Annotated in this window: 15 protein-coding genes and 1 pseudogene; 9 read left to right on the top strand and 7 right to left on the bottom strand. The window is 68.3% G+C overall.

Translation table 11 applies throughout. The annotated features are described in order from the left end of the window. A pseudogene (locus H0523_RS22385) lies at positions 1–214 on the bottom strand (indoleacetamide hydrolase); the annotation flags it as partial. A gap of 190 nt (positions 215–404) precedes the next feature. Between H0523_RS22385 and H0523_RS22380 the strand changes: the two are divergent. Then, positions 405–1,223, top strand: coding sequence for a helix-turn-helix transcriptional regulator (locus H0523_RS22380; protein WP_054433168.1), 819 nt, complete (start codon positions 405–407; stop codon positions 1,221–1,223). Between the two features lie 190 nt (positions 1,224–1,413). Here the strand turns inward: H0523_RS22380 and mutY are convergent, their stop codons facing one another. Beyond that, complete coding sequence (mutY, locus tag H0523_RS22375) at positions 1,414–2,490, bottom strand: A/G-specific adenine glycosylase (protein WP_054433169.1); 1,077 nt, start codon at positions 2,488–2,490, stop codon at positions 1,414–1,416. A gap of 170 nt (positions 2,491–2,660) precedes the next feature. On the opposite strand from mutY, the gene H0523_RS22370 reads away from it, so the two are divergent. Further along, positions 2,661–6,272 (top strand): indolepyruvate ferredoxin oxidoreductase family protein, encoded by a 3,612-nt coding sequence (locus H0523_RS22370; RefSeq protein WP_054433170.1) that lies wholly within the window; start codon positions 2,661–2,663, stop codon positions 6,270–6,272. 19 nt (positions 6,273–6,291) lie between these two features. Here the strand turns inward: H0523_RS22370 and H0523_RS22365 are convergent, their stop codons facing one another. After that, positions 6,292–6,981, bottom strand: coding sequence for a M24 family metallopeptidase (locus H0523_RS22365; RefSeq protein ID WP_054433171.1), 690 nt, complete (start codon positions 6,979–6,981; stop codon positions 6,292–6,294). A gap of 287 nt (positions 6,982–7,268) precedes the next feature. Between H0523_RS22365 and H0523_RS22360 the strand changes: the two genes are divergently transcribed. Continuing rightward, positions 7,269–8,225, top strand: coding sequence for a GlxA family transcriptional regulator (locus tag H0523_RS22360; RefSeq protein WP_054433172.1), 957 nt, complete (start codon positions 7,269–7,271; stop codon positions 8,223–8,225). Between the two features lie 13 nt (positions 8,226–8,238). Here the strand turns inward: H0523_RS22360 and cheD are convergent, their stop codons facing one another. The 3 genes from cheD to H0523_RS22345 form a co-directional block, all read right to left on the bottom strand. After that, on the bottom strand, positions 8,239–9,039 hold the full coding sequence (gene cheD, locus H0523_RS22355; protein WP_054433173.1) for a chemoreceptor glutamine deamidase CheD: 801 nt from the start codon (positions 9,037–9,039) through the stop codon (positions 8,239–8,241). A gap of 288 nt (positions 9,040–9,327) precedes the next feature. Beyond that, on the bottom strand, positions 9,328–10,236 hold the full coding sequence (locus H0523_RS22350; protein WP_054433174.1) for a cell division protein FtsX: 909 nt from the start codon (positions 10,234–10,236) through the stop codon (positions 9,328–9,330). Next, complete coding sequence (locus H0523_RS22345; RefSeq protein ID WP_054433175.1) at positions 10,233–10,946, bottom strand: cell division ATP-binding protein FtsE; 714 nt, start codon at positions 10,944–10,946, stop codon at positions 10,233–10,235. The genes H0523_RS22350 and H0523_RS22345 overlap by 4 nt, the downstream gene beginning before the upstream one ends. Positions 10,947–11,261: 315 nt before the next feature. On the opposite strand from H0523_RS22345, the gene H0523_RS22340 reads away from it, so the two are divergent. From H0523_RS22340 to H0523_RS22320, 5 genes are all read left to right on the top strand, one after another. Continuing rightward, complete coding sequence (locus H0523_RS22340) at positions 11,262–12,278, top strand: amino acid ABC transporter substrate-binding protein (RefSeq protein WP_054433176.1); 1,017 nt, start codon at positions 11,262–11,264, stop codon at positions 12,276–12,278. 126 nt (positions 12,279–12,404) lie between these two features. Then, complete coding sequence (locus H0523_RS22335) at positions 12,405–13,595, top strand: amino acid ABC transporter permease (RefSeq protein WP_054433177.1); 1,191 nt, start codon at positions 12,405–12,407, stop codon at positions 13,593–13,595. A 1-nt stretch (position 13,596) separates the two neighbouring features. After that, positions 13,597–14,700 carry an amino acid ABC transporter permease gene (locus H0523_RS22330; protein WP_054433178.1) on the top strand — a complete coding sequence of 368 codons (1,104 nt, stop codon included), beginning with the start codon at positions 13,597–13,599 and terminating at the stop codon, positions 14,698–14,700. A gap of 60 nt (positions 14,701–14,760) precedes the next feature. Then, positions 14,761–15,501 carry an amino acid ABC transporter ATP-binding protein gene (locus H0523_RS22325; RefSeq protein WP_054433179.1) on the top strand — a complete coding sequence of 247 codons (741 nt, stop codon included), beginning with the start codon at positions 14,761–14,763 and terminating at the stop codon, positions 15,499–15,501. A 256-nt stretch (positions 15,502–15,757) separates the two neighbouring features. Continuing rightward, the gene (locus H0523_RS22320; protein WP_054433180.1) at positions 15,758–16,774 is read left to right on the top strand and encodes a Bug family tripartite tricarboxylate transporter substrate binding protein; all 1,017 of its coding nucleotides are present in this window, start codon (positions 15,758–15,760) and stop codon (positions 16,772–16,774) included. Between the two features lie 113 nt (positions 16,775–16,887). Here H0523_RS22320 and H0523_RS22315 read toward each other — a convergent pair whose 3' ends face one another. Continuing rightward, positions 16,888–17,247, bottom strand: coding sequence for a hypothetical protein (locus tag H0523_RS22315; protein ID WP_054433181.1), 360 nt, complete (start codon positions 17,245–17,247; stop codon positions 16,888–16,890). Positions 17,248–17,345: 98 nt separating this feature from the next. Here H0523_RS22315 and H0523_RS22310 point away from each other — a divergent pair, with 98 nt between their 5' ends. Then, on the top strand, positions 17,346–17,708 hold the full coding sequence (locus H0523_RS22310; RefSeq protein WP_054433182.1) for a glyoxalase superfamily protein: 363 nt from the start codon (positions 17,346–17,348) through the stop codon (positions 17,706–17,708). The last annotated feature ends 29 nt before the right edge of the window (positions 17,709–17,737 follow it).

The raw sequence follows: 17,737 nt of genomic DNA, 5'->3' as shown, positions 1-17,737 counted from the left end.
CGGCGCGGCCCGCGGCGCGCGCGGCATCGGCGGCCCGCGCCTGGGCCAGCGCGCCGTCGGCGTCGACGGTGATGAAGGCGTTGAGGTCCTGGCGGGACGCGATGCGGTCCAGGCAGCTGCGGGTCAGGGCTTCACTGGTGACGCGGCCCTCGCGAAACAGCGTCGCGGCTTCGGTCACGGTCGGGCAGGTCGGGGGCGTCCGGGGGGTGGGCATGGCGTGTTGTCTCCTTGTGGCTGCCATTTTGTCGGTTCGATCCCGATCTATACCTGTTCGACCGTGGCGCTGTCGAGCACGGCGCGTCGAGCGGGCGCTCCGGCCCGTGGCTGGAGCCGTCCCGCGGCGCCGCCGCAGGCGCTAACATAGACGGCACTTATACACGTACAAGTCCCCCGCTTATCCTGGTATGAACACTTCCCCCCAGGCCGGCGCCGCCGGTCACGAAGGCTCCCGCCTGCGCCGCCAGGCGCTGGGCGAGTTCGTGCGCAGCGCCCGCTCGCGCATCACCCCGCAGATGGCCGGCCTGCCCGAAGGCATGCGGCGCCGCACGCCGGGGCTGCGGCGCGAAGAGGTGGCGCAGCTGTGCGGCATCAGCGTCACCTGGTACACCTGGATCGAGCAGGGACGCGAGGTGTCGGTGTCGCCGTCGGTGTGGTCGCGCATCGCGGGGGTGCTGCAGCTGGCGCGGGCCGAGCGGGCCTATCTGTTCGACCTGGCCGATTGCGCCGACCCGCAGCATGCGCGCGACGATGCGATGGGGGCGCCGGGGTCGTTGCGTGAGTGCGTGGATGCGATCACCGCGCCGGCCTACGTGCTGGACCGGGCCTGGAACGTGCTGGCCTGTAATGAGCCGCTGCGGGATCTGTTCGACGACTGGCCGGCCCGGGATCCGGAGCCCAACCTGCTGCGCTACATCTTCCTGGATCCGGCGGCGCGCGAGCTGGTGGTGGACTGGGAGCAGCGGGCGCGGCGCGTGGTGGCCGAGTTCCGGGCGGATGCGGGGGCGCATCTGGATGAGCCGGCGGTGCTGGCGCTGATCGACGCCCTGAACCGGCAGAGCGCCGTATTCGCCCATTGGTGGACGCGGCACGCGGTGGTGGAGCGCGAAGGCGGTTTGCGCGAGTTCCAGCACCCGCGCCGTGGCACGTTGGCCTATCAGCAGATCACCTTTCGCCTGGCGACGCATTTGGATCTGAAGCTGGTGATGTTGCTGGGGGAGGAGTGATCTTTAGGCGCGAGTGACTTAGCAGCGGATGTTGGGGCGGGCGGTTTGCTTGGCGTTTTTGCCAGCAATCTTTGGGGTGGGAAGGGGCTTGCGGGGTCGCCAAAGACGGCCGCGCGGGCGGCCTTCTTTGGCGTTTGGGTGTCTGGCGTCGGGGCGGTGACGCTGCGCGCGGGGGGGCGGTCGGAGGGCGCTACTTGCTGTTGACCAGCAGGTCGCCGGGGAGGCCGGCTTCGATCAGGCCCAGCAGGAGTTTCTTTACGGGGGCGGGCAGGGCGGTGTCGGGGAGTTCGGCCTGGGTGATCCAGCGCTCGGGTTGCGTGGGCTGGCGCAGCGAGGCGCTGCGCACGGGCACGTACCAGGGGCGGATGTGCAGGCGGTAGTGGGTGAAGGTGTGGGCGAAGGCGGCGAGTTCGAAGCGCTGTTCGGGGTCCAGGCCTAGGGCGCGGGAGGCGGCCAGGGGGTCGCCGGCGGCGTCGAATTCGGGCAGGCTCCAGAGGCCGCCCCAGATACCGGGTTCGGGGCGCTGCTGCAGCAGGAAGGCGCCCTGGTGCTGCAGCACCAGCATGGCGGTCTCGCGTTCCGGAATCGCCTTGCGCGCCTTGGGCGTGGGCAGCTCAGCCTGGCGGCCGTCGCGCTTGGCGACACAGGTATCGGCGACCGGGCAGCGCTCACAGGCCGGCTTGCCGCGCGTGCAGAGGGTGGCGCCCAGGTCCATCAGGCCCTGGGTGTAGGCGGCCATGTCCAGGCCGGGGGCGGCGTCGACGTTGGCGTCGGCCAGGGCCCACAGGCGTTGTTCGATCTCGCGCTTGGCGGGGTCGCCGGCGATGCCGAATTGGCGGGTGAAGACGCGCTTGACGTTGCCGTCGAGAATGGGCGAGCGCTCGCCGTAGGCGAAGGCGGCGATGGCGGCGGCGGTCGAGCGGCCGATGCCGGGCAGGGTGGCGATGGCTTCGGCGGTGGGCGGGAAGCGGCCGTTCCAGTCGCGCGCGATTTCCTGGGCGCAGCGGTGCAGGTTGCGGGCGCGGGCGTAGTAGCCCAGGCCGGCCCAGTAGGGCATCACGTCTTCCTGGGCGGCGGCGGCCAGCGCCGCGACGTCGGGGAAGCGCTGCAGGAAGCGTTCGTAGTAGGGGATCACGGTGGCCACCTGCGTCTGCTGCAGCATGATCTCCGAGAGCCAGATGCGGTAGGGATCCCGGGTGTTTTGCCAGGGTAGATCGTGGCGGCCGTGCTGGCGTTGCCAGGCGACGATGCGAGGGGCGAAGTCCATGCCCGCAATTATCGCATCGCCCTATTGCCGGGGGTGGGGCGAGCGGTTACAACCGTAGGACAGAGGCGCATCGAGCGCCCGGAATTCACCTCCCGCCGCTTGCCCGCATGCGCTTCAAGAGGGCGTGGTGCGTTGGCTGCCGCGGGCGTTCCACGACCCTCGGAGTAGACATGAATGCCCCCCTCACGCCCGCGCTGCGCGCGGCGCTCGAATCCGTCCAGCTGGACGACAAATACACCCTCGAAAGTGGCCGCGCCTGGATGAGCGGCATCCACGCCCTGGTGCGCCTGCCGATGATGCAGCGGCTGCGCGACCTGCGCGCGGGGCTGAACACGGCCGGGTTCGTGTCGGGCTACCGGGGCTCGCCGCTGGGCGGGGTCGACCAGAACATGTGGAAGGCGGCCAAGTACCTGAAGGCGCACCACGTCGAGTTCCAGCCGGGCATCAACGAGGACCTGGCGGCCACCGCGGTGTGGGGCACGCAGCAGGTCAACCTGTTCCCGGGCGCCAAATACGACGGCGTGTTCGGCATGTGGTACGGCAAGGGGCCGGGCGTGGACCGCTGCGGCGACGTGTTCAAGCACGCCAACGCCGCCGGCACCTCGCCGCACGGCGGCGTGCTGGTGGTGGCCGGCGACGATCACCCGGCCAAGTCGTCGACGCTGCCGCACCAGAGCGATCACATCCTCAAGGCCTGCATGATCCCGGCGCTGTTCCCGTCGAGCGTGCAGGAGGTGCTGGACTACGGCCTGCACGGCTGGGCCATGAGCCGCTACGCCGGGGTCTGGGTCGGCATGAAATGCATCACCGACATCGTCGAGGTGTCGGCCTCGGTGGACGTGGATCCGTACCGCGTGCGGATCGTGCTGCCCGGGGATTTCCAGCTGCCGCCGGACGGCCTGAACATCCGCATCCCGGACACGCCCCTGCAGCAGGAAGCGCGGCTACTGGACTACAAGCTGTACGCGGCGCTGGCCTACGCCCGCGCCAACAATCTGAACCGCGAGCTGTGGCAGGTGCCGGCGCGCGACGCGCGCTTCGGCATCATGACCTCGGGCAAGGCCTACCTGGACACGCGCCAGGCGCTGTCCGACCTGGGGCTGAGCGAGGCGGTGTGCCAGCGCATCGGCCTGCGGCTGTTCAAGGTCGGCATGGTGTGGCCGCTGGAATCCACCGGCATGGCGCAATTCGCCGACGGCCTGGACGAGATCCTGGTGGTCGAGGAAAAGCGCCAGGTGCTGGAATACCAGTTGAAGGAAGAACTGTTCAGCTGGATCGGCAGCGGCAAGAAGATCCCGCGCGTGGTCGGCAAGTTCGACGACAAGGACGGCGGCGAGTGGTCGGTGCCGCAGGGCAACTGGCTGCTGCCGGCGCACTACGAGTTTTCGCCGGCGATGGTGGCCAAGGCCATCGCCGCGCGCCTGCTGCGCTTCGAGCTGCCGGCCGACGTGCGCGCCGGCATCGAGGCGCGGCTGGCCTTCATTGCCGGCCGCGAACAGGCGCTGGCGCGGCCGCGCGTGGTGGAGGACCGCAAGCCGTGGTTCTGTTCGGGCTGTCCGCACAATACCTCGACGCGGGTGCCGGACGGCTCGCGCGGCATGGCCGGCATCGGCTGCCACTACATGGTGACCTGGATGGGCCGCAATACCCAGGTCTACACGCAGATGGGCGGCGAGGGCGTGCCGTGGCTGGGGCAGGCGCCGTTCACCGAAGAGAAGCACGTGTTCGCCAACCTCGGCGACGGCACCTACTTCCATTCGGGCCTGCTGGCGATCCGCGCGGCGGTGGCGGCCAAGGCGCCGATCACCTACAAGATCCTGTTCAACGACGCGGTGGCCATGACCGGCGGGCAGCCGGTGGATGGCCCCATCAGCGTGCCGATGATCAGCCGCCAGGTGGCGGCCGAGGGCATCGACAAGATCGTGGTGGTGACCGACGAGCCGGAAAAGTACCAGGGCATGGCCGGCATGGCGCCGGGCGTGCCGGTGAAACACCGCGACGAGCTGGACGCGGTGATGCGCGAATTGCGCGAACACCCCGGCGTGTCGGTGCTGATCTATGACCAGACCTGTGCCACCGAGAAGCGCCGCCGCCGCAAGCGCGGCGCCTATCCCGATCCGGCGCGGCGCGTGGTCATCAACGAGCGCGTGTGCGAAGGCTGTGGCGACTGTTCGCAGAAATCGCACTGCCTGTCGGTGGAGCCGCTGGAGACCGAGTTCGGCCGCAAGCGCGCCATCAACCAGTCCAGCTGCAACAAAGACTTCTCCTGTCTGAAGGGCTTCTGCCCCAGCTTCGTCACGGTGGAAGGCGGCAAGCTGCGCAAGCCGCGCGCGCTGGCGCCGGAAGGCGCGGTCGACGACGAGGTGCCGCAACCGGCATTGCCGGGCCTGGCGCAAGCCTATGGCGTGTTCATCGCCGGCGTCGGCGGCACCGGCGTGGTCACCATCGGCCAGCTGCTGGGCATGGCCGCGCACCTGGAAGGCAAGGGCTGTTCGGTGCTGGACATGGCCGGCCTGGCGCAGAAGGGCGGCGCGGTGTATTCGCACGTGGTGCTGGCGCAGACGCCGGACCATTTGATGAATACGCGCGTGGCGATGGGCGAGGCCGACCTGATGCTGGCCGGCGACCTGGTGGTGGCGACCAGCGCCGACGCCATGGCGCGGCTGCGCCCGGGCCGCTCGCGCGCGCTGCTCAACAGCGACACCGCGCCCACCGCGGCGTTCGTGACCAATCCCGACTGGACGCTGCCGGGCGCCAACCTGACGGCGGACCTGCAGGCCGCCTGCGGCAAGGACAACCTGCACACGGTGGACGCGTCGGCGCTGGCCGTGGGCCTGCTGGGCGACGCCATCTACTCCAACCCGCTGATGATGGGCTATGCCTACCAGAAGGGCTGGCTGCCGCTGTCGCGCGAGTCCTTGCTGCGCGCCATCGAGCTGAACGGCCAGCAGGTGCCCAACAACCTGGCCGCCTTCGCCTGGGGCCGCCGCGCGGCCCACGACCTGGCCGGCGTCACGCGCCTGCTGGCCAACGGCGGCGCGCCGGCGCATCCGGACGACATCATCGAGATCCGCCGTCCGCGCGCGGCCAGTCCGGTGGTGGAACTGAAGAAGCCGGCCGGCGAGCTGGAACGCCTGGTCGAAACGCGCCGCGCGTTCCTGACGCAGTACCAGGACGCCGCTTATGCGCAGCAGTACGCCGAGCTGGTGGACAAGGTGGCGCATGCCGAGCACGAGGCCACCGGTACCCAGCGCCTGGCGCTGGCGGTGGCGCGCTACTACTTCAAGCTGCTGGCCTACAAGGACGAATACGAAGTGGCGCGGCTGTACACCGATGGCGCGTTCCTCAAGCGCATCGGCGAGCAGTTCGAGGGCGACTGGAAGCTGCGCTTCCACCTGGCCCCGCCGCTGTTCGCGCGCCGCGGCCCTGACGGCCATCTGGTCAAGAAGGCCTATGGCCCGGGCATGTTGCGGGTGTTCCGCCTGCTGGCGCGCATGAAGCGCCTGCGCGGCACGCGCTTCGACCCGTTCGGCTATACCCGCGAGCGTCGCGCCGAGCGCGAGCTGGCGCGTGAATACCGCGAGACGCTGACGGCGATCCTGTCCAAGCTCAACCGCGGCAACCTCGACCGCGCGGTGGCGCTGGCCAGCGTGCCGGAGGAGATCCGCGGCTACGGCCACGTGAAGGAGGCGGCCATGGAAAAGGCCGCCGCGCGGCGCGAGGCCCTGCTCAAGGACTTCACCGCCAACGTGGTGTCGATCGGGGGCGCGCGGGCGGCGTGAAGGGCGGCGACGCGTGCGGCTAGGCCGGATAGTGCGCGTCGTCCAGCAGCATGTCCTCGAAGAACGCGCCGTAGCGGCCCTGCGGGTCGCGCAGGTGGATCTCCAGGATCCAGCGCATCTCCGAGGGGCTGATCGCCAGGTCGGCCAGCGAGCCGGTGTGGATCGCCGCGTGCGGGAAGTCGGACACGCGGTGGCCGGGCAGGTCGAAATTCAGTTCCCAGCCCATGGCGCGCGCCTGGCGGTCGGCGTAGGCGTACAGCGCCTGCCCGCTCAACCGCTCGCGCAGCCAGACGCCGCGCACATCATGGAACAGCGCCTCGGCGTCGCGCGCGCAGCGCGCCTGCCCGGCGTCGTCGCCCACCACGTAGCTCTTGCCGCCGTCGCCTTCCCAGGCGTCCAGCCGCGGCGCGATATCGAGAAAGAAGATGTCGTGTTCGCCCAGCGCCACGCCGGGCGTGGACGCCTGGCGCATCGCCTTCATGGTGTTGGCGCCGAAGCGCACGCGGGTGGGGTGCCAGCTGAGCGCCAGGCCGGCGTCGATCAACGTCTGCTTGGCCAGGGCGACGGCGTCTTCCTCGATCATGCCGGGGCGGATGCGGGCGGCGATGTCCTCGATGGCCTGGCGCGTCTTGTTGCGGGCCAGCAGCATGCCGTCCACGGAGAAGGCGGGACCGACGCGTTCGCTGGGGTCGGAGGAGGGTGTTTGCATGATGCGTTTCCTTGCGTGGCGAGCCCGGAGGGCGATGCAGGCAGTGTCGGCGCGCGCGCCGTGGCGGACCAGCGCCGCGTGGGGCGGATTGAGGCCAGGATGGCGCGTCCGGCGGCCAGGGCCCGGGGCGGCGGCGGATGGCGGCCGCCATGGCACGGTTTACGGCCAGGCCCGGCGGCGGCGGGCCGCGCGCCCAAGGGCTTGGGCTAAGGTAGCGTGTCGCGGCGCCGTTGCCGCGTTGTCCGTGGCGTACCGCGCGGCGTTCCCCCTTTCGCCTTCCCGATCCCATGAAATCCGTCGCCATCCTCGTCTTTCCCGGCGTGCAGTCGCTGGACGTCAGCGGACCGCTGGACGTGTTCGCCGAGGCCAACCGCTTCCTGCTGCCGGCCCGGCAGTACCGGATGGAGCTGATCGGCCTGACGCGCGGCGCGGTGCCCTGTTCCAACGGCATGCTGCTGACGCCGCAGCGCCATTACGCCGACGTCGCGGACGCGCCCGACCTGCTGCTGGCCGCCGGCGGCCCGGGCCTGCCGGCGGCGCGGGAATCGGACGAGGCGCTGGCCTGGCTGCGCGCGGCCTGCGCGCGGGCCGAGCGCTATGGGTCGATCTGCAACGGCGTCTTCCTGCTGGCGCGCGCCGGCCTGCCCGCGGGCGCCATGGTCACCACCCACTGGAACGATGCGCCGGCGCTGGCGGCGCGCTATCCGGACCTGCGGGTCGAGACCGACCGCCTGTACGCGCAGGATGGCCGCTTGCACACGTCGGCGGGGGTGACGGCCGGCATCGACCTGGCCCTGTACCTGGTGGCGCAGGACCACGGGCCGGAGGTGGCGCTGAACGTGGCCAAGCGGCTGGTGGTGTTCATGCAGCGCGCCGGCGGGCAGTCGCAGTTCAGCCCGTTCCTGACGCCCTTCGTCGAGGAGACCTCGGCGGTGGCGCAGGTGCAGCAGTACGTGCTGGGGCACCTGGCCGACGACCTGGGCGTGGACGCGCTGGCGGCGGTGGCCAACATGAGCCGCCGCAATTTCTCGCGGGTGTTCCTGCGGGATGCCGGCGTCACGCCGGCGGATTTCGTCGAGAGCGCGCGGGTGGACGCGGCCCGCGCGCGGCTGGAGCGCGCGTCGGCGCCGCTCAAGACCGTGGCGTTTGATTGCGGCTTTCGCGATGCGCGGCACCTGCGCGAGGTGTTCCAGCGGCGGCTGGGCGTGTCGCCCAGCCAGTACCGCGCCAGTTTCGGCTGCTGACGCGGCGGCGGATTCAGCCGCCCGCGGTTTCCGGCTTGCGGCGGCGGGTGACGCCGGTGTCGAAGCGTTCCACGCCGGGACGCGTGGCGGGACGGTCGAAGCGCTCGACCCCCGGCCGGTCGAAACGCTCGACGCCGGGGCGATCGAAACGTTCCACCCCGGGGCGGGCGGCGGGGCGGTCAAAGCGTTCCACGCCGGGCCGCGCGAAGCGTTCGACCCGCGGCGGGCTGTGGGTCTTGGCCTGCACGCTTTCGGCGGCGGCCTGTTCGCGCTTGGCGATGATCTCTTCGGCGCGCTGGTGGTGCGGCGCCATCTTGCGGACCATCACGCGGCCATCGCGCGGGAAGTAGTTGATGCGGCGCGCGTGCACGTCGCCCAGGTCCTGCGCCTTGACCGGAATGCCTTCCGTGCGCAGGTAGTTGAGCACGAACTGGCCGTTGCGCTCGCCGATGTTCATCTGCTGCATGGCGGAGAGCACCGCGCCGCCGCCGAACACCTTGGCCTCGAGGCGCTCGCGCGACGCGCCGGCCTTGAGCAGCTCGTTGATCAGGACTTCCATGGCGAAGGCGCCATAGCGCATGGTGGCCGAGGCGGGCGACTGCATGTCGCCCTCGGGCAGCATGAAGTGATTCATGCCGCCCACGCCGTTGACGGGATCGTGGATGCAGGCAGCCACGCACGACCCGAGCACGGTCGAGATCATGATGTCTTCGTCGGTGACGTAGTACTCGTTGGGGAGTACCTTCACCGCCTGAGACTGGAACGCGCTATCGAAATAATGGCGCGTCGCACGGGCTTCAAGACGGGCGACCATGGAACGGAATCAAGGGCAAGAACAACGATTGGGACACGAAGGCAGCGCTCGGTAGGACAGTAAACGTTTCAAAATATGAGGAAAGATGTCGCTTTATTCTTGCACATCTGGCCCGTAATAGGGGGAAAACCTGTGTAACCGCAACTTTGTTATGTCCCTGATACATATGGCCGTTTCCCCGATAGCGAGGGCGCGCGCGACCCATGGCGGGACGGTGTTTCCATCCTAACCAGGGTCGGGCGGGGCCGTTCCCCGGATCACGGGGAAGAAGGGGGGCTATACGCGGGTTTAGAAGCGCGTGCTGCGGGTCACGGACCAGCGGGCCGACAGCGCGCCCAGGGCGGCCGAGGCCACGGTGGCCGTCAGCAGCACGGGGGCGCCGGGCAAATGCAGGGCGAATTCCGCCCCGTAGCTGTGGGCCAGGCCGAGCAGGGCGTTGTTCAGCGGCGACAGCGCCACCGCCGCCACGCCGATGGCCAGCAGCGAGGCCAGGGCGCCGGACAGCGCGCCCAGGTACAGGAACGGCCGCCGTACGAACGATTCGGTGGCGCCCACCAGGCGCGCCACCGCGATTTCCTCGCGCTGCGACAGGGCCTGCATGCGCACGGTGTTGAAGACCGTGGCCAGCACCACCACCGCCACGCAGGCGGCCAGGAAGCCCAGGCCGATGCGGGCGAAGCGCAGGATGGCCTCCAGCCGCTGCACCCAGGCGCTGTCCAGTTGCACCAGGTCCACCTGGTTCCATTGTTTCCAGGCCTGCGCCAGCTTGTCGGCGCGGCCGGCCAGGTCTTCGCCCTCGGCCAGGGTCACCACCACCGCGTCGGGCAGGGGGTTGCCGGGCAGCACGGCCAGCGCCTGCTGCCAGGCGGGGTTGGCGCGCAGGTCGGCCAGGGCGTCGTCGCGGCCGACCACGCGCACCGCGCGCACGTCGTTGGCGTACTCGCCCTGGATGCGCCTGGCGATGTCGGCGGCGGCGCCGGCGGGGGCGTCGACCCGCAGGAAGACGGTGACCTCGGGGGTGACGGACATCTGCCGCGCCACTGGCTGCACCGACACCAGGATGGCGCTGCCCAGCAGCGGCAGGGCCAGCGCCAGCGCCATCACCAGCAGGTTGGCGAGCGAGGAGAACGGCTGCTTGACCAGCCGGCGCAGGGTGACCATGAGCGCATAGCGATGCTGCCGCAGCCAGGCGTTCATGCCGGTTCTCCGGCGCTGCCGTGGCCGGCGTCGGCCGAGGGCGTGGCGGGACCGTGCGAGTCGGCGAACTTGCCGGGGTCGATGCGCAGGGTGCGGGTGGCGTAGCGCGCCATGAGTTCCTGGTCGTGCGAGGCGATCAGCGTGGTGACGCCGACGCGGTTGAAGTCGCGGAACACATTCATGATGCGCTGCGCGTTGTCGTGGTCGAGGTTGGCGGTGGGTTCGTCGGCGATCAGGATGGCGGGCCGGTTGACGATGGCGCGCGCGATCGCCAGGCGCTGCTGCTCGCCGCCCGACAACTCGATGGGGTTGAGATCTTCCTTGCCCGACAGGCCGACCTTGTCCAGCGCGGCGCGGGCGCGGGCGGCGGCCGAATCGCCGGGGTGGCCGGTGACCGCCAGCGGCAGCATCACGTTTTCAAACGCGCTGCGATCGAACAGCAGGTGCGTGTCCTGCAGGATCACGCCGACGGCGCGGCGCAGGTAGGGCCGGGCGCGGGCCGGCAGCTTGTCGAGCCGCTGGCCGTTGACCTGGATCGAGCCGCGGCTGGCGGGCTCGAGCCCCCCGATCAGCTTGAGCAGGGTCGACTTGCCGGCGCCGGATGGCCCCGACACGAAAACGAACTCTCCCGCGCTCACGCGGAAGTTGATGTCGGCCAGGATATTGCGGCCGCGGCCATACGATTTGAATACGTGCTGGAATTCGATCATGGCGGCTGTCGGATGAAGCCGCAATATTAACTCGGGGACAGTAAGCTGGCCTAAAACCGCGAGAGGGGCGCGCGGGAAAAAGTGTCCTGATGTGACCGCCGGCCCCACGCAAAAGTGACCGGTTGGACACGTTTTTTCGAACGAAAATGTGTCCCCGTTTTTATCGCAAAACCCCGTTTGATTTCATCCAGTGTCCCTATATTTCAAGGGAATTCCCGGATGCGGAGGCCGCTTTGTGGACGCTACCATCCGCCCCATGCGTAAAGCCCAACCCGGCCTTGCGTTCGGCTTCGCTACACCCCTACGGAGATCACGATGAAAGTACTGAAACTCGCTGCCATTGGCACCGCCCTGTTCGCTGCGTCCGCGGCTGCCAATGCGGGTGCGACCTTCGATAACGTCAAGAAGAAAGGGTTTGTCCAATGCGGCGTTTCGACCGGCATCCCGGGCTTCTCGATCGCGGACAGCAAGGGTGAATACAAGGGCCTGGACGTGGACCTGTGCCGCGCCGTCGCCGCCACCATGTTCGGCGACGCCACCAAGATCAAGGTCACGCCGCTGAACACGCAGCAGCGCTTCACCGCCCTGCAATCGGGCGAAGTGGACGTGCTGACCCGCAACACCACCGTCACGCTGACCCGCGACACCACGCTGGGCCTGATCGGCGTGGGCGTCAACTACTACGACAGCCAGGGCGTCATGGTCTCCAAGGACCTGAACGTCAAGAGCGCCAAGGAACTGAACGGCGCCACCATCTGCGTGCAGCCCGGCACCACCACCGAGTTGAACCTGGCCGACTGGTTCCGTGGCCAGAAGATCGAATTCAAGCCGGTCGTGATCGACAAGTACGACGAAATCATCCGCGCCTTCTCGGCCGGCCGTTGCGATGCCTTCACGACCGACAAATCGCAGCTGGCCTCGACCCGCACCACGCTGGAGAATCCGGACAAGTACATCATCCTGCCGGAAGACTTCTCCAAGGAGCCGCTGGGCCCCATGGTGCGCCAGGGCGACGAGCAATGGTTCAACGTGGTCCGCTGGTCGCTGAACGCGATGCTGGAAGCCGAGGAATACGGCATCACCAAGGCCAACGTCGATGAAATGACCAAGAGCACCAACCCCAACATCCAGCGCATCCTGGGCGTGACCCCGGGCATGGGCAAGAACCTGGGCGTGGACGACAAGTGGGCCTACAACATCATCAAGCAGATCGGCAACTACGGCGAGAGCTTCGAAGCCACGCTCGGCAAGAGCAGCGCGATGAAGCTGGACCGCGGCCTGAACGCCAGCTATAAGCAAGGTGGCTTGATGTACGGCTGGCCGGTGCGCTAACACACGGCTGCCCGGCATGGCGCCCTCGCGGCGCCATGCCTAGCCCGCCTTCGAGCGGGCGGCAGGAGTGGGCGGCGCGGTCTTTCGGGCCCAGCCGCCCGGTGTCCGACTTCTGTAGATTCATTCATGACGACTCCCAATAAAAACGCCCCGATTTCGGCACCCCCCCGGCGTCTGAACTGGAACGATCCCGGCGTGCGCGCCGTGGTCTATCAAGTGATAGCACTGGCCGCCGTTGCCACGGCGGTGTGGTTCCTGGTTTCAAACACGCTTCACAACCTGTCCGTGCGCAACATCGCCACGGGCTTCGGTTTCCTTCAACGCGAGGCCGGCTTCGCCATCGGCGAAACGCCCATCGCCTATACCCCCGCCGACACCTATGGCCGCGCCATCTGGGTGGGCCTGCTCAACACGCTGCGCGTGGCCGTGCTCGGCATCGTGCTGGCGACCATCCTCGGCACGCTGATCGGCGTGGGCCGGCTGTCCAAGAACTGGCTCGTCGCCAAGATCACGTCGATCTACGTCGAAGTGATGCGCAACGTGCCGCTGCTGCTGCAGCTGTTCTTCTGGTATGCGCTCATCACCGAGAACATGCCGGGTCCGCGCCAGGCGCACAACCCGCTGCCGGGCGTGTTCATCTCCAACCGCGGCCTCAAGGTGCCGGCGCTGGAGGGCAACTCGCTCGACTGGATGCTGGCCGGCCTTGGCCTGGCCATCGTCGCCATCCTGTTCCTGGGCCACTGGGGCAAGAAGCGCCAGGAAGCCACCGGCCAGGTGTTCCCGCTGGGCCGCGCGGCCATCGGCCTGTTGATCGGCCTGCCGGTGATCGGCTGGCTGGTCAGCGGCGCCTCGCTGACGCTGGACATGCCGGAACTGAAGGGCTTCAACTTCAGCGGCGGCCTGACGCTGTCGCCGGAGTTCGCCGCGCTGCTGGCGGGCCTGGTGATCTACACGTCGGCCTTCATCGCCGAGGTGGTGCGCTCGGGCATCCAGGCGGTCAACAATGGCCAATGGGAAGCGGCCGGGGCCCTGGGCCTGCGCCGCAAGCAGGTGCTGCGCCTGGTGGTGCTGCCGCAGGCGCTGCGCGTGATCATCCCGCCGATGACCAGCCAGTTCCTCAACCTCACCAAGAACAGCTCGCTGGCCGTGGCCATCGGCTATCCGGACATCGTGTCGGTGGTCAACACCACGCTGAACCAGACCGGGCAGGCCATCGAGGGCATTCTCATCATCATGGGCGCGTACCTCACGGTCAGCCTGTCGATCTCGATCTTCATGAACTGGTACAACAAGCGCATTGCGCTGGTGGAGCGTTGATATGAGCAGCACTACGCATACCCCCAGCGAAGGGCTGCCGCCGCCCAAGACCCATGTCGGCGCGTGGGCGTGGCTGCGCTCGCGCCTGTTCTCCTCGCCGCTGAACATCCTGATCACGGTGCTGGTGGCGTGGTTCCTGTTGATGTCGGTGCCGGCGCTGGTCGAATGGGCCTTCATCAAGGCTAACTACACCGCCGCCAACGCGCAGGAATGCCGCGCCTCGGTGGGCGGGGCCTGCTGGGCCTTCATCATCGAGAAGCACCGGCTGATCCTGTTCGGCACCTATCCGTTCGACGAGCAATGGCGGCCGCTGATCGCGACCATCATCCTGGTCGCGGTGATCGTGTGCAGCGGCATCCGCCGTTTCTGGAACTGGAAGCTCGCCATCATCTGGACCGTCGGCCTGACCGCCGTGGCGATCCTGATGTGGGGCGGCGTGCTGGGCCTGACCTACGTCGAGAACGCGCGCTGGGGCGGCCTGCCGCTGACGCTGATCCTGTCGACGTTCGGCATCGCCTTCGCCTTCCCGATCGGCGTGCTGCTGGCCCTGGGCCGGCGCTCGAAGATGCCGGCCATCAAGGCGCTGTGCGTCGTGTACATCGAGCTGATCCGCGGCGTGCCGCTGATCAGCCTGCTGTTCATGTCGTCGGTGATGCTGCCGCTGTTCCTGCCGGAGGGCTTCTCCATCGACAAGCTGCTGCGCGCGCAGATCGCGATCATCATGTTCGCGGCCGCGTACATCGCCGAAACGGTGCGCGGCGGCCTGCAGGCGATCCCCAAGGGCCAGTACGAGGGCGCCGATTCGCTCGGCCTGAACTACTGGCAGCAGATGCGCAAGATCATCCTGCCGCAGGCGCTCAAGATCGTGATCCCGCCGCTGGTCAGCATCTTCATCGCGCTGTTCAAGGACACGTCGCTGGTGGTGATCATCGGCATCTTCGACCTGACGCTGGCGGCCAAGGCGGCCCTGTCCGACGCGGCATGGCGCGGATTCGGGGTGGAGGCGTATCTGTTCATCTCGCTGATCTACTTCGTCTTCTGCTTCTCCATGTCCAAATACAGCCAGGCGCTGGAAAAACGCCTGGCCACCGGTCACGCACGATAGAACCTTGCCGCGGGTCCGCCCCGGGCGGGCCCGCAACGCGATATTTACGGGAGTACAGGCATGTCTGATGCCATCATTCGACTGCAGGACGTGAACAAGTGGTACGGCCAGTTCCACGTGCTGCGCAACATCAACCTGGACGTGGCGCCGGGTGAGCGCATCGTGGTGTGCGGGCCGTCCGGCTCGGGCAAGTCCACCATGATCCGCTGCATCAACCGGCTCGAAGAGCACCAGAAAGGCCACATCATCGTGGACGGCACGGAGCTCACCAACGACCTCAAGCACATCGAGACCATCCGCAAGGATGTCGGCATGGTGTTCCAGCACTTCAACCTGTTCCCGCACCTGACGGTGCTGGAGAACCTGACGCTGGGCCCGATGTGGGTGCTGAAAAAACCGCGCGCCGAAGCCGAGGCCACGGCCATGAAATACCTGGAGCGCGTGCGCATCCCGGACCAGGCCAAGAAATTCCCTGGTCAGCTCTCGGGCGGCCAGCAGCAGCGCGTGGCCATCGCCCGTTCGCTGTGCATGAGCCCCAAGATCATGCTGTTCGATGAGCCGACCTCGGCGCTGGACCCGGAAATGGTCAAGGAAGTGCTGGACGTGATGGTCAGCCTGGCCCAGGAAAGCGGCATGACGATGCTGTGCGTGACCCACGAAATGGGCTTTGCGCGCAAGGTCGCCAACCGCGTCATCTTCATGGACCGCGGCGAGATCATCGAGCAGAACAGCCCGGACGAGTTCTTCGACCACCCGCAGAACGAGCGCACCAAGCTGTTCCTGAGCCAGATCCTGCACTGAGGCCGGGCGGGCCCTGGCCCGCCGCGACCAGACCCGGAAAACCGCCCTCCCTGGAAGGCGGTTTTTCTTTTTGAACCCCGGCGGCTGCCCGGATGCCCGAGGCGCGCGGAAGGGGCTCGTCCGCCGCGCCGGTCCCCCGGGGACGACGGCTGGCGCGGGAAAAGCACCCGCTTTTCCCGGTATCCCTTTGTTACGGTGTTCATGCCACTGCGGTATGCTACCGACCGCCATCGATGCAATGAGAGGAGCAAACGAGATGAAACCGACCCCCCGCAGCGCCCTGCGCCGCGCCTTGCTGGGCGGCGCCGCGGCGCTGGCCGCCACGCTGGCCTTCGGCGCGCCCGCGCTGGCCCAGGCTACCGATTTCCCCACCAAGCCGCTGCGCTTCGTGGTGCCTTACCCGCCTGGCGGCCCGCTCGACACCATGGCCCGCATGCTGGCCGAGAAGGTGCGCGGCTCGCTCGGCCAGCCCGTGATCGTGGAAAACCGCTCGGGCGCCGGCGGCAACATCGGCGCCGACCTGGTGGCCAAGGCCCCGGCCGACGGCTACACGCTGGTGATGGGCGCCGTGGCCACCCACGCCATCAACCCCTGGCTGTTCGCCAACCTGCCGTATGACCCGGTGAAGGACTTTGCGCCGATCACCATCGTGACGTCGGTGCCGAACGTGCTGGTCATGAACGTCGAGTTCGCCGCCAAGAACAAGATCGAGACGCTGGCCGACCTGATCGACTACGCCAAGAAGAACCCGGGCAAGCTGAACTACGGTTCGGGCGGCAACGGCAGCGCCGGCCATCTGTCCGGCGAACTGCTCAAGGCGCGCGCCGGCATCAACGTCGAGCACATTCCTTACCAGGGCGCGGCGCCGGCGCAGCTGGCGCTGCTGTCGGGCCAGTCGGACTTCATGTTCGACAACCTGGCGGCGTCCGCCCCGCTGATCAAGGACGGCAAGGTCAAGGCGCTGGCCGTGACCACGGCCAAGCGCTCGTCGCTGCTGGCCAATGTGCCCACCGTGGAAGAGTCCGGCATCAAGGGCTTTGACCTGGGCACCTGGTTCGGCGTGTTCGCCACGGGCGGCACGCCCGCCCCGGTGGTGGCCAAGCTGCACAAGGCCTTTGCCGACGCGATGGAACTGCCCGACGTGAAGCAGCGCTCGCTGCTGATGGGTTCGGAAGTGGGGCCGATGACGCCCGAAGCCTTCGCCGAATTCGTCAAGAACGAAAAGGCCAAGTACCAGGAGATCGTCAAGATCTCCGGCGCCAGCCTGAACTGAGGTTGGCGCGTTCCGCCTGGAACGCGCCCGTCCGCATGCCGCCCGCCGCGAGCGGGTGAGGCATCCGCCGGGGGCCGCGATCGCGGCCCTCGCGCTTTGTTCCTGTCTTGCGGTTATCCGCGCGGGGCGGCCAGCAGGCCGTCCACCAGCCGCGCCAGCAGCTTGCGGTCGGTTTCCAGGTCGGTGCAGCCGTACTGGTCGGCCTCGCGGTTGACCCAGGCGTCATGCGCGCGCCATTGGCCGTCCATCGCGTCCAGCCGCAGCGCGTAGATCCAGATGCCAGTCCAGCTGCGATGAAAGCGCAGCACGCCGTCATCCAGATAGATGAACCACTTGTCTTCCATCTCCGCGGGGATGCGCCCCTGGCGCAACCGCGCGTATTGCTCGGCCGTGTAGACGGCGTCGAACGGCAGCTTGGCGCGCTTCTTCGGCGCGGGCAGGTGTTTCCAGGATGCGGCGTGAGCGTCGGGCATGGCAACTTTTTTGGTCTATGCTGGCTGGTGCGCGTGGCGTGTGTGCGGCGCGTCGTTTTCATGGGCGCGCGCGACCCCTCGCATACTAAGGCCTGATCATGCATTTGTCCCCCGCCATTCCCATCCTGCGCATCTTTTCGGTCGACAAGGCGCGCGAGTTCTACCTGGATTTCCTCGGTTTCGAGTGGGACTGGGAACATCGCTTCGAACCGGGCCTGCCGCTGTACGCGCAGGTGCATCGCGGCGAGCTGGTGCTGCACCTGAGCGAGCACTATGGCGATGCCACGCCGGGCGCGGCCATCTTCGTGCGCACCACCGGCGTTGACGATTACCAGGCCGAGCTGATCGGCAAGCAATACGGCTACGCGCGGCCGGGCGTCGAGGACGCGCCCTGGGGCCGGCTGCTGCGGGTGACCGACCCGTTCGGCAATCGCCTGACGTTCTGCGAATCGCAGGACTGAGTCCGCGAGCCGCGCTACCCGGGCGCGCG

Origin of the sequence: Achromobacter insuavis, from assembly GCF_902859645.1 — a bacterium.
GTDB classification, from domain to species: Bacteria; Pseudomonadota; Gammaproteobacteria; order Burkholderiales; family Burkholderiaceae_B; genus Achromobacter; species Achromobacter insuavis.
This window is presented reverse-complemented; position numbering and strand designations above follow the sequence as displayed.

Excerpts from the sequence above, each read along its gene's own strand:
- H0523_RS22325 (WP_054433179.1), top strand. The coding sequence starts at position 14,761 with ATGTCTGATGCCATCATTCGACTGCAGGACGTGAACAAGTGGTACGGC.
- H0523_RS22335 (WP_054433177.1), top strand. The coding sequence starts at position 12,405 with ATGACGACTCCCAATAAAAACGCCCCGATTTCGGCACCCCCCCGGCGT.
- H0523_RS22365 (WP_054433171.1), bottom strand. The coding sequence starts at position 6,981 with ATGCAAACACCCTCCTCCGACCCCAGCGAACGCGTCGGTCCCGCCTTC.
- H0523_RS22330 (WP_054433178.1), top strand. The coding sequence starts at position 13,597 with ATGAGCAGCACTACGCATACCCCCAGCGAAGGGCTGCCGCCGCCCAAG.
- H0523_RS22380 (WP_054433168.1), top strand. The coding sequence starts at position 405 with ATGAACACTTCCCCCCAGGCCGGCGCCGCCGGTCACGAAGGCTCCCGC.
- cheD (WP_054433173.1), bottom strand. The coding sequence starts at position 9,039 with ATGGTCGCCCGTCTTGAAGCCCGTGCGACGCGCCATTATTTCGATAGC.
- H0523_RS22315 (WP_054433181.1), bottom strand. The coding sequence starts at position 17,247 with ATGCCCGACGCTCACGCCGCATCCTGGAAACACCTGCCCGCGCCGAAG.
- H0523_RS22360 (WP_054433172.1), top strand. The coding sequence starts at position 7,269 with ATGAAATCCGTCGCCATCCTCGTCTTTCCCGGCGTGCAGTCGCTGGAC.
- H0523_RS22345 (WP_054433175.1), bottom strand. The coding sequence starts at position 10,946 with ATGATCGAATTCCAGCACGTATTCAAATCGTATGGCCGCGGCCGCAAT.
- H0523_RS22320 (WP_054433180.1), top strand. The coding sequence starts at position 15,758 with ATGAAACCGACCCCCCGCAGCGCCCTGCGCCGCGCCTTGCTGGGCGGC.
- mutY (WP_054433169.1), bottom strand. The coding sequence starts at position 2,490 with ATGGACTTCGCCCCTCGCATCGTCGCCTGGCAACGCCAGCACGGCCGC.
- H0523_RS22370 (WP_054433170.1), top strand. The coding sequence starts at position 2,661 with ATGAATGCCCCCCTCACGCCCGCGCTGCGCGCGGCGCTCGAATCCGTC.
- H0523_RS22350 (WP_054433174.1), bottom strand. The coding sequence starts at position 10,236 with ATGAACGCCTGGCTGCGGCAGCATCGCTATGCGCTCATGGTCACCCTG.
- H0523_RS22310 (WP_054433182.1), top strand. The coding sequence starts at position 17,346 with ATGCATTTGTCCCCCGCCATTCCCATCCTGCGCATCTTTTCGGTCGAC.
- H0523_RS22340 (WP_054433176.1), top strand. The coding sequence starts at position 11,262 with ATGAAAGTACTGAAACTCGCTGCCATTGGCACCGCCCTGTTCGCTGCG.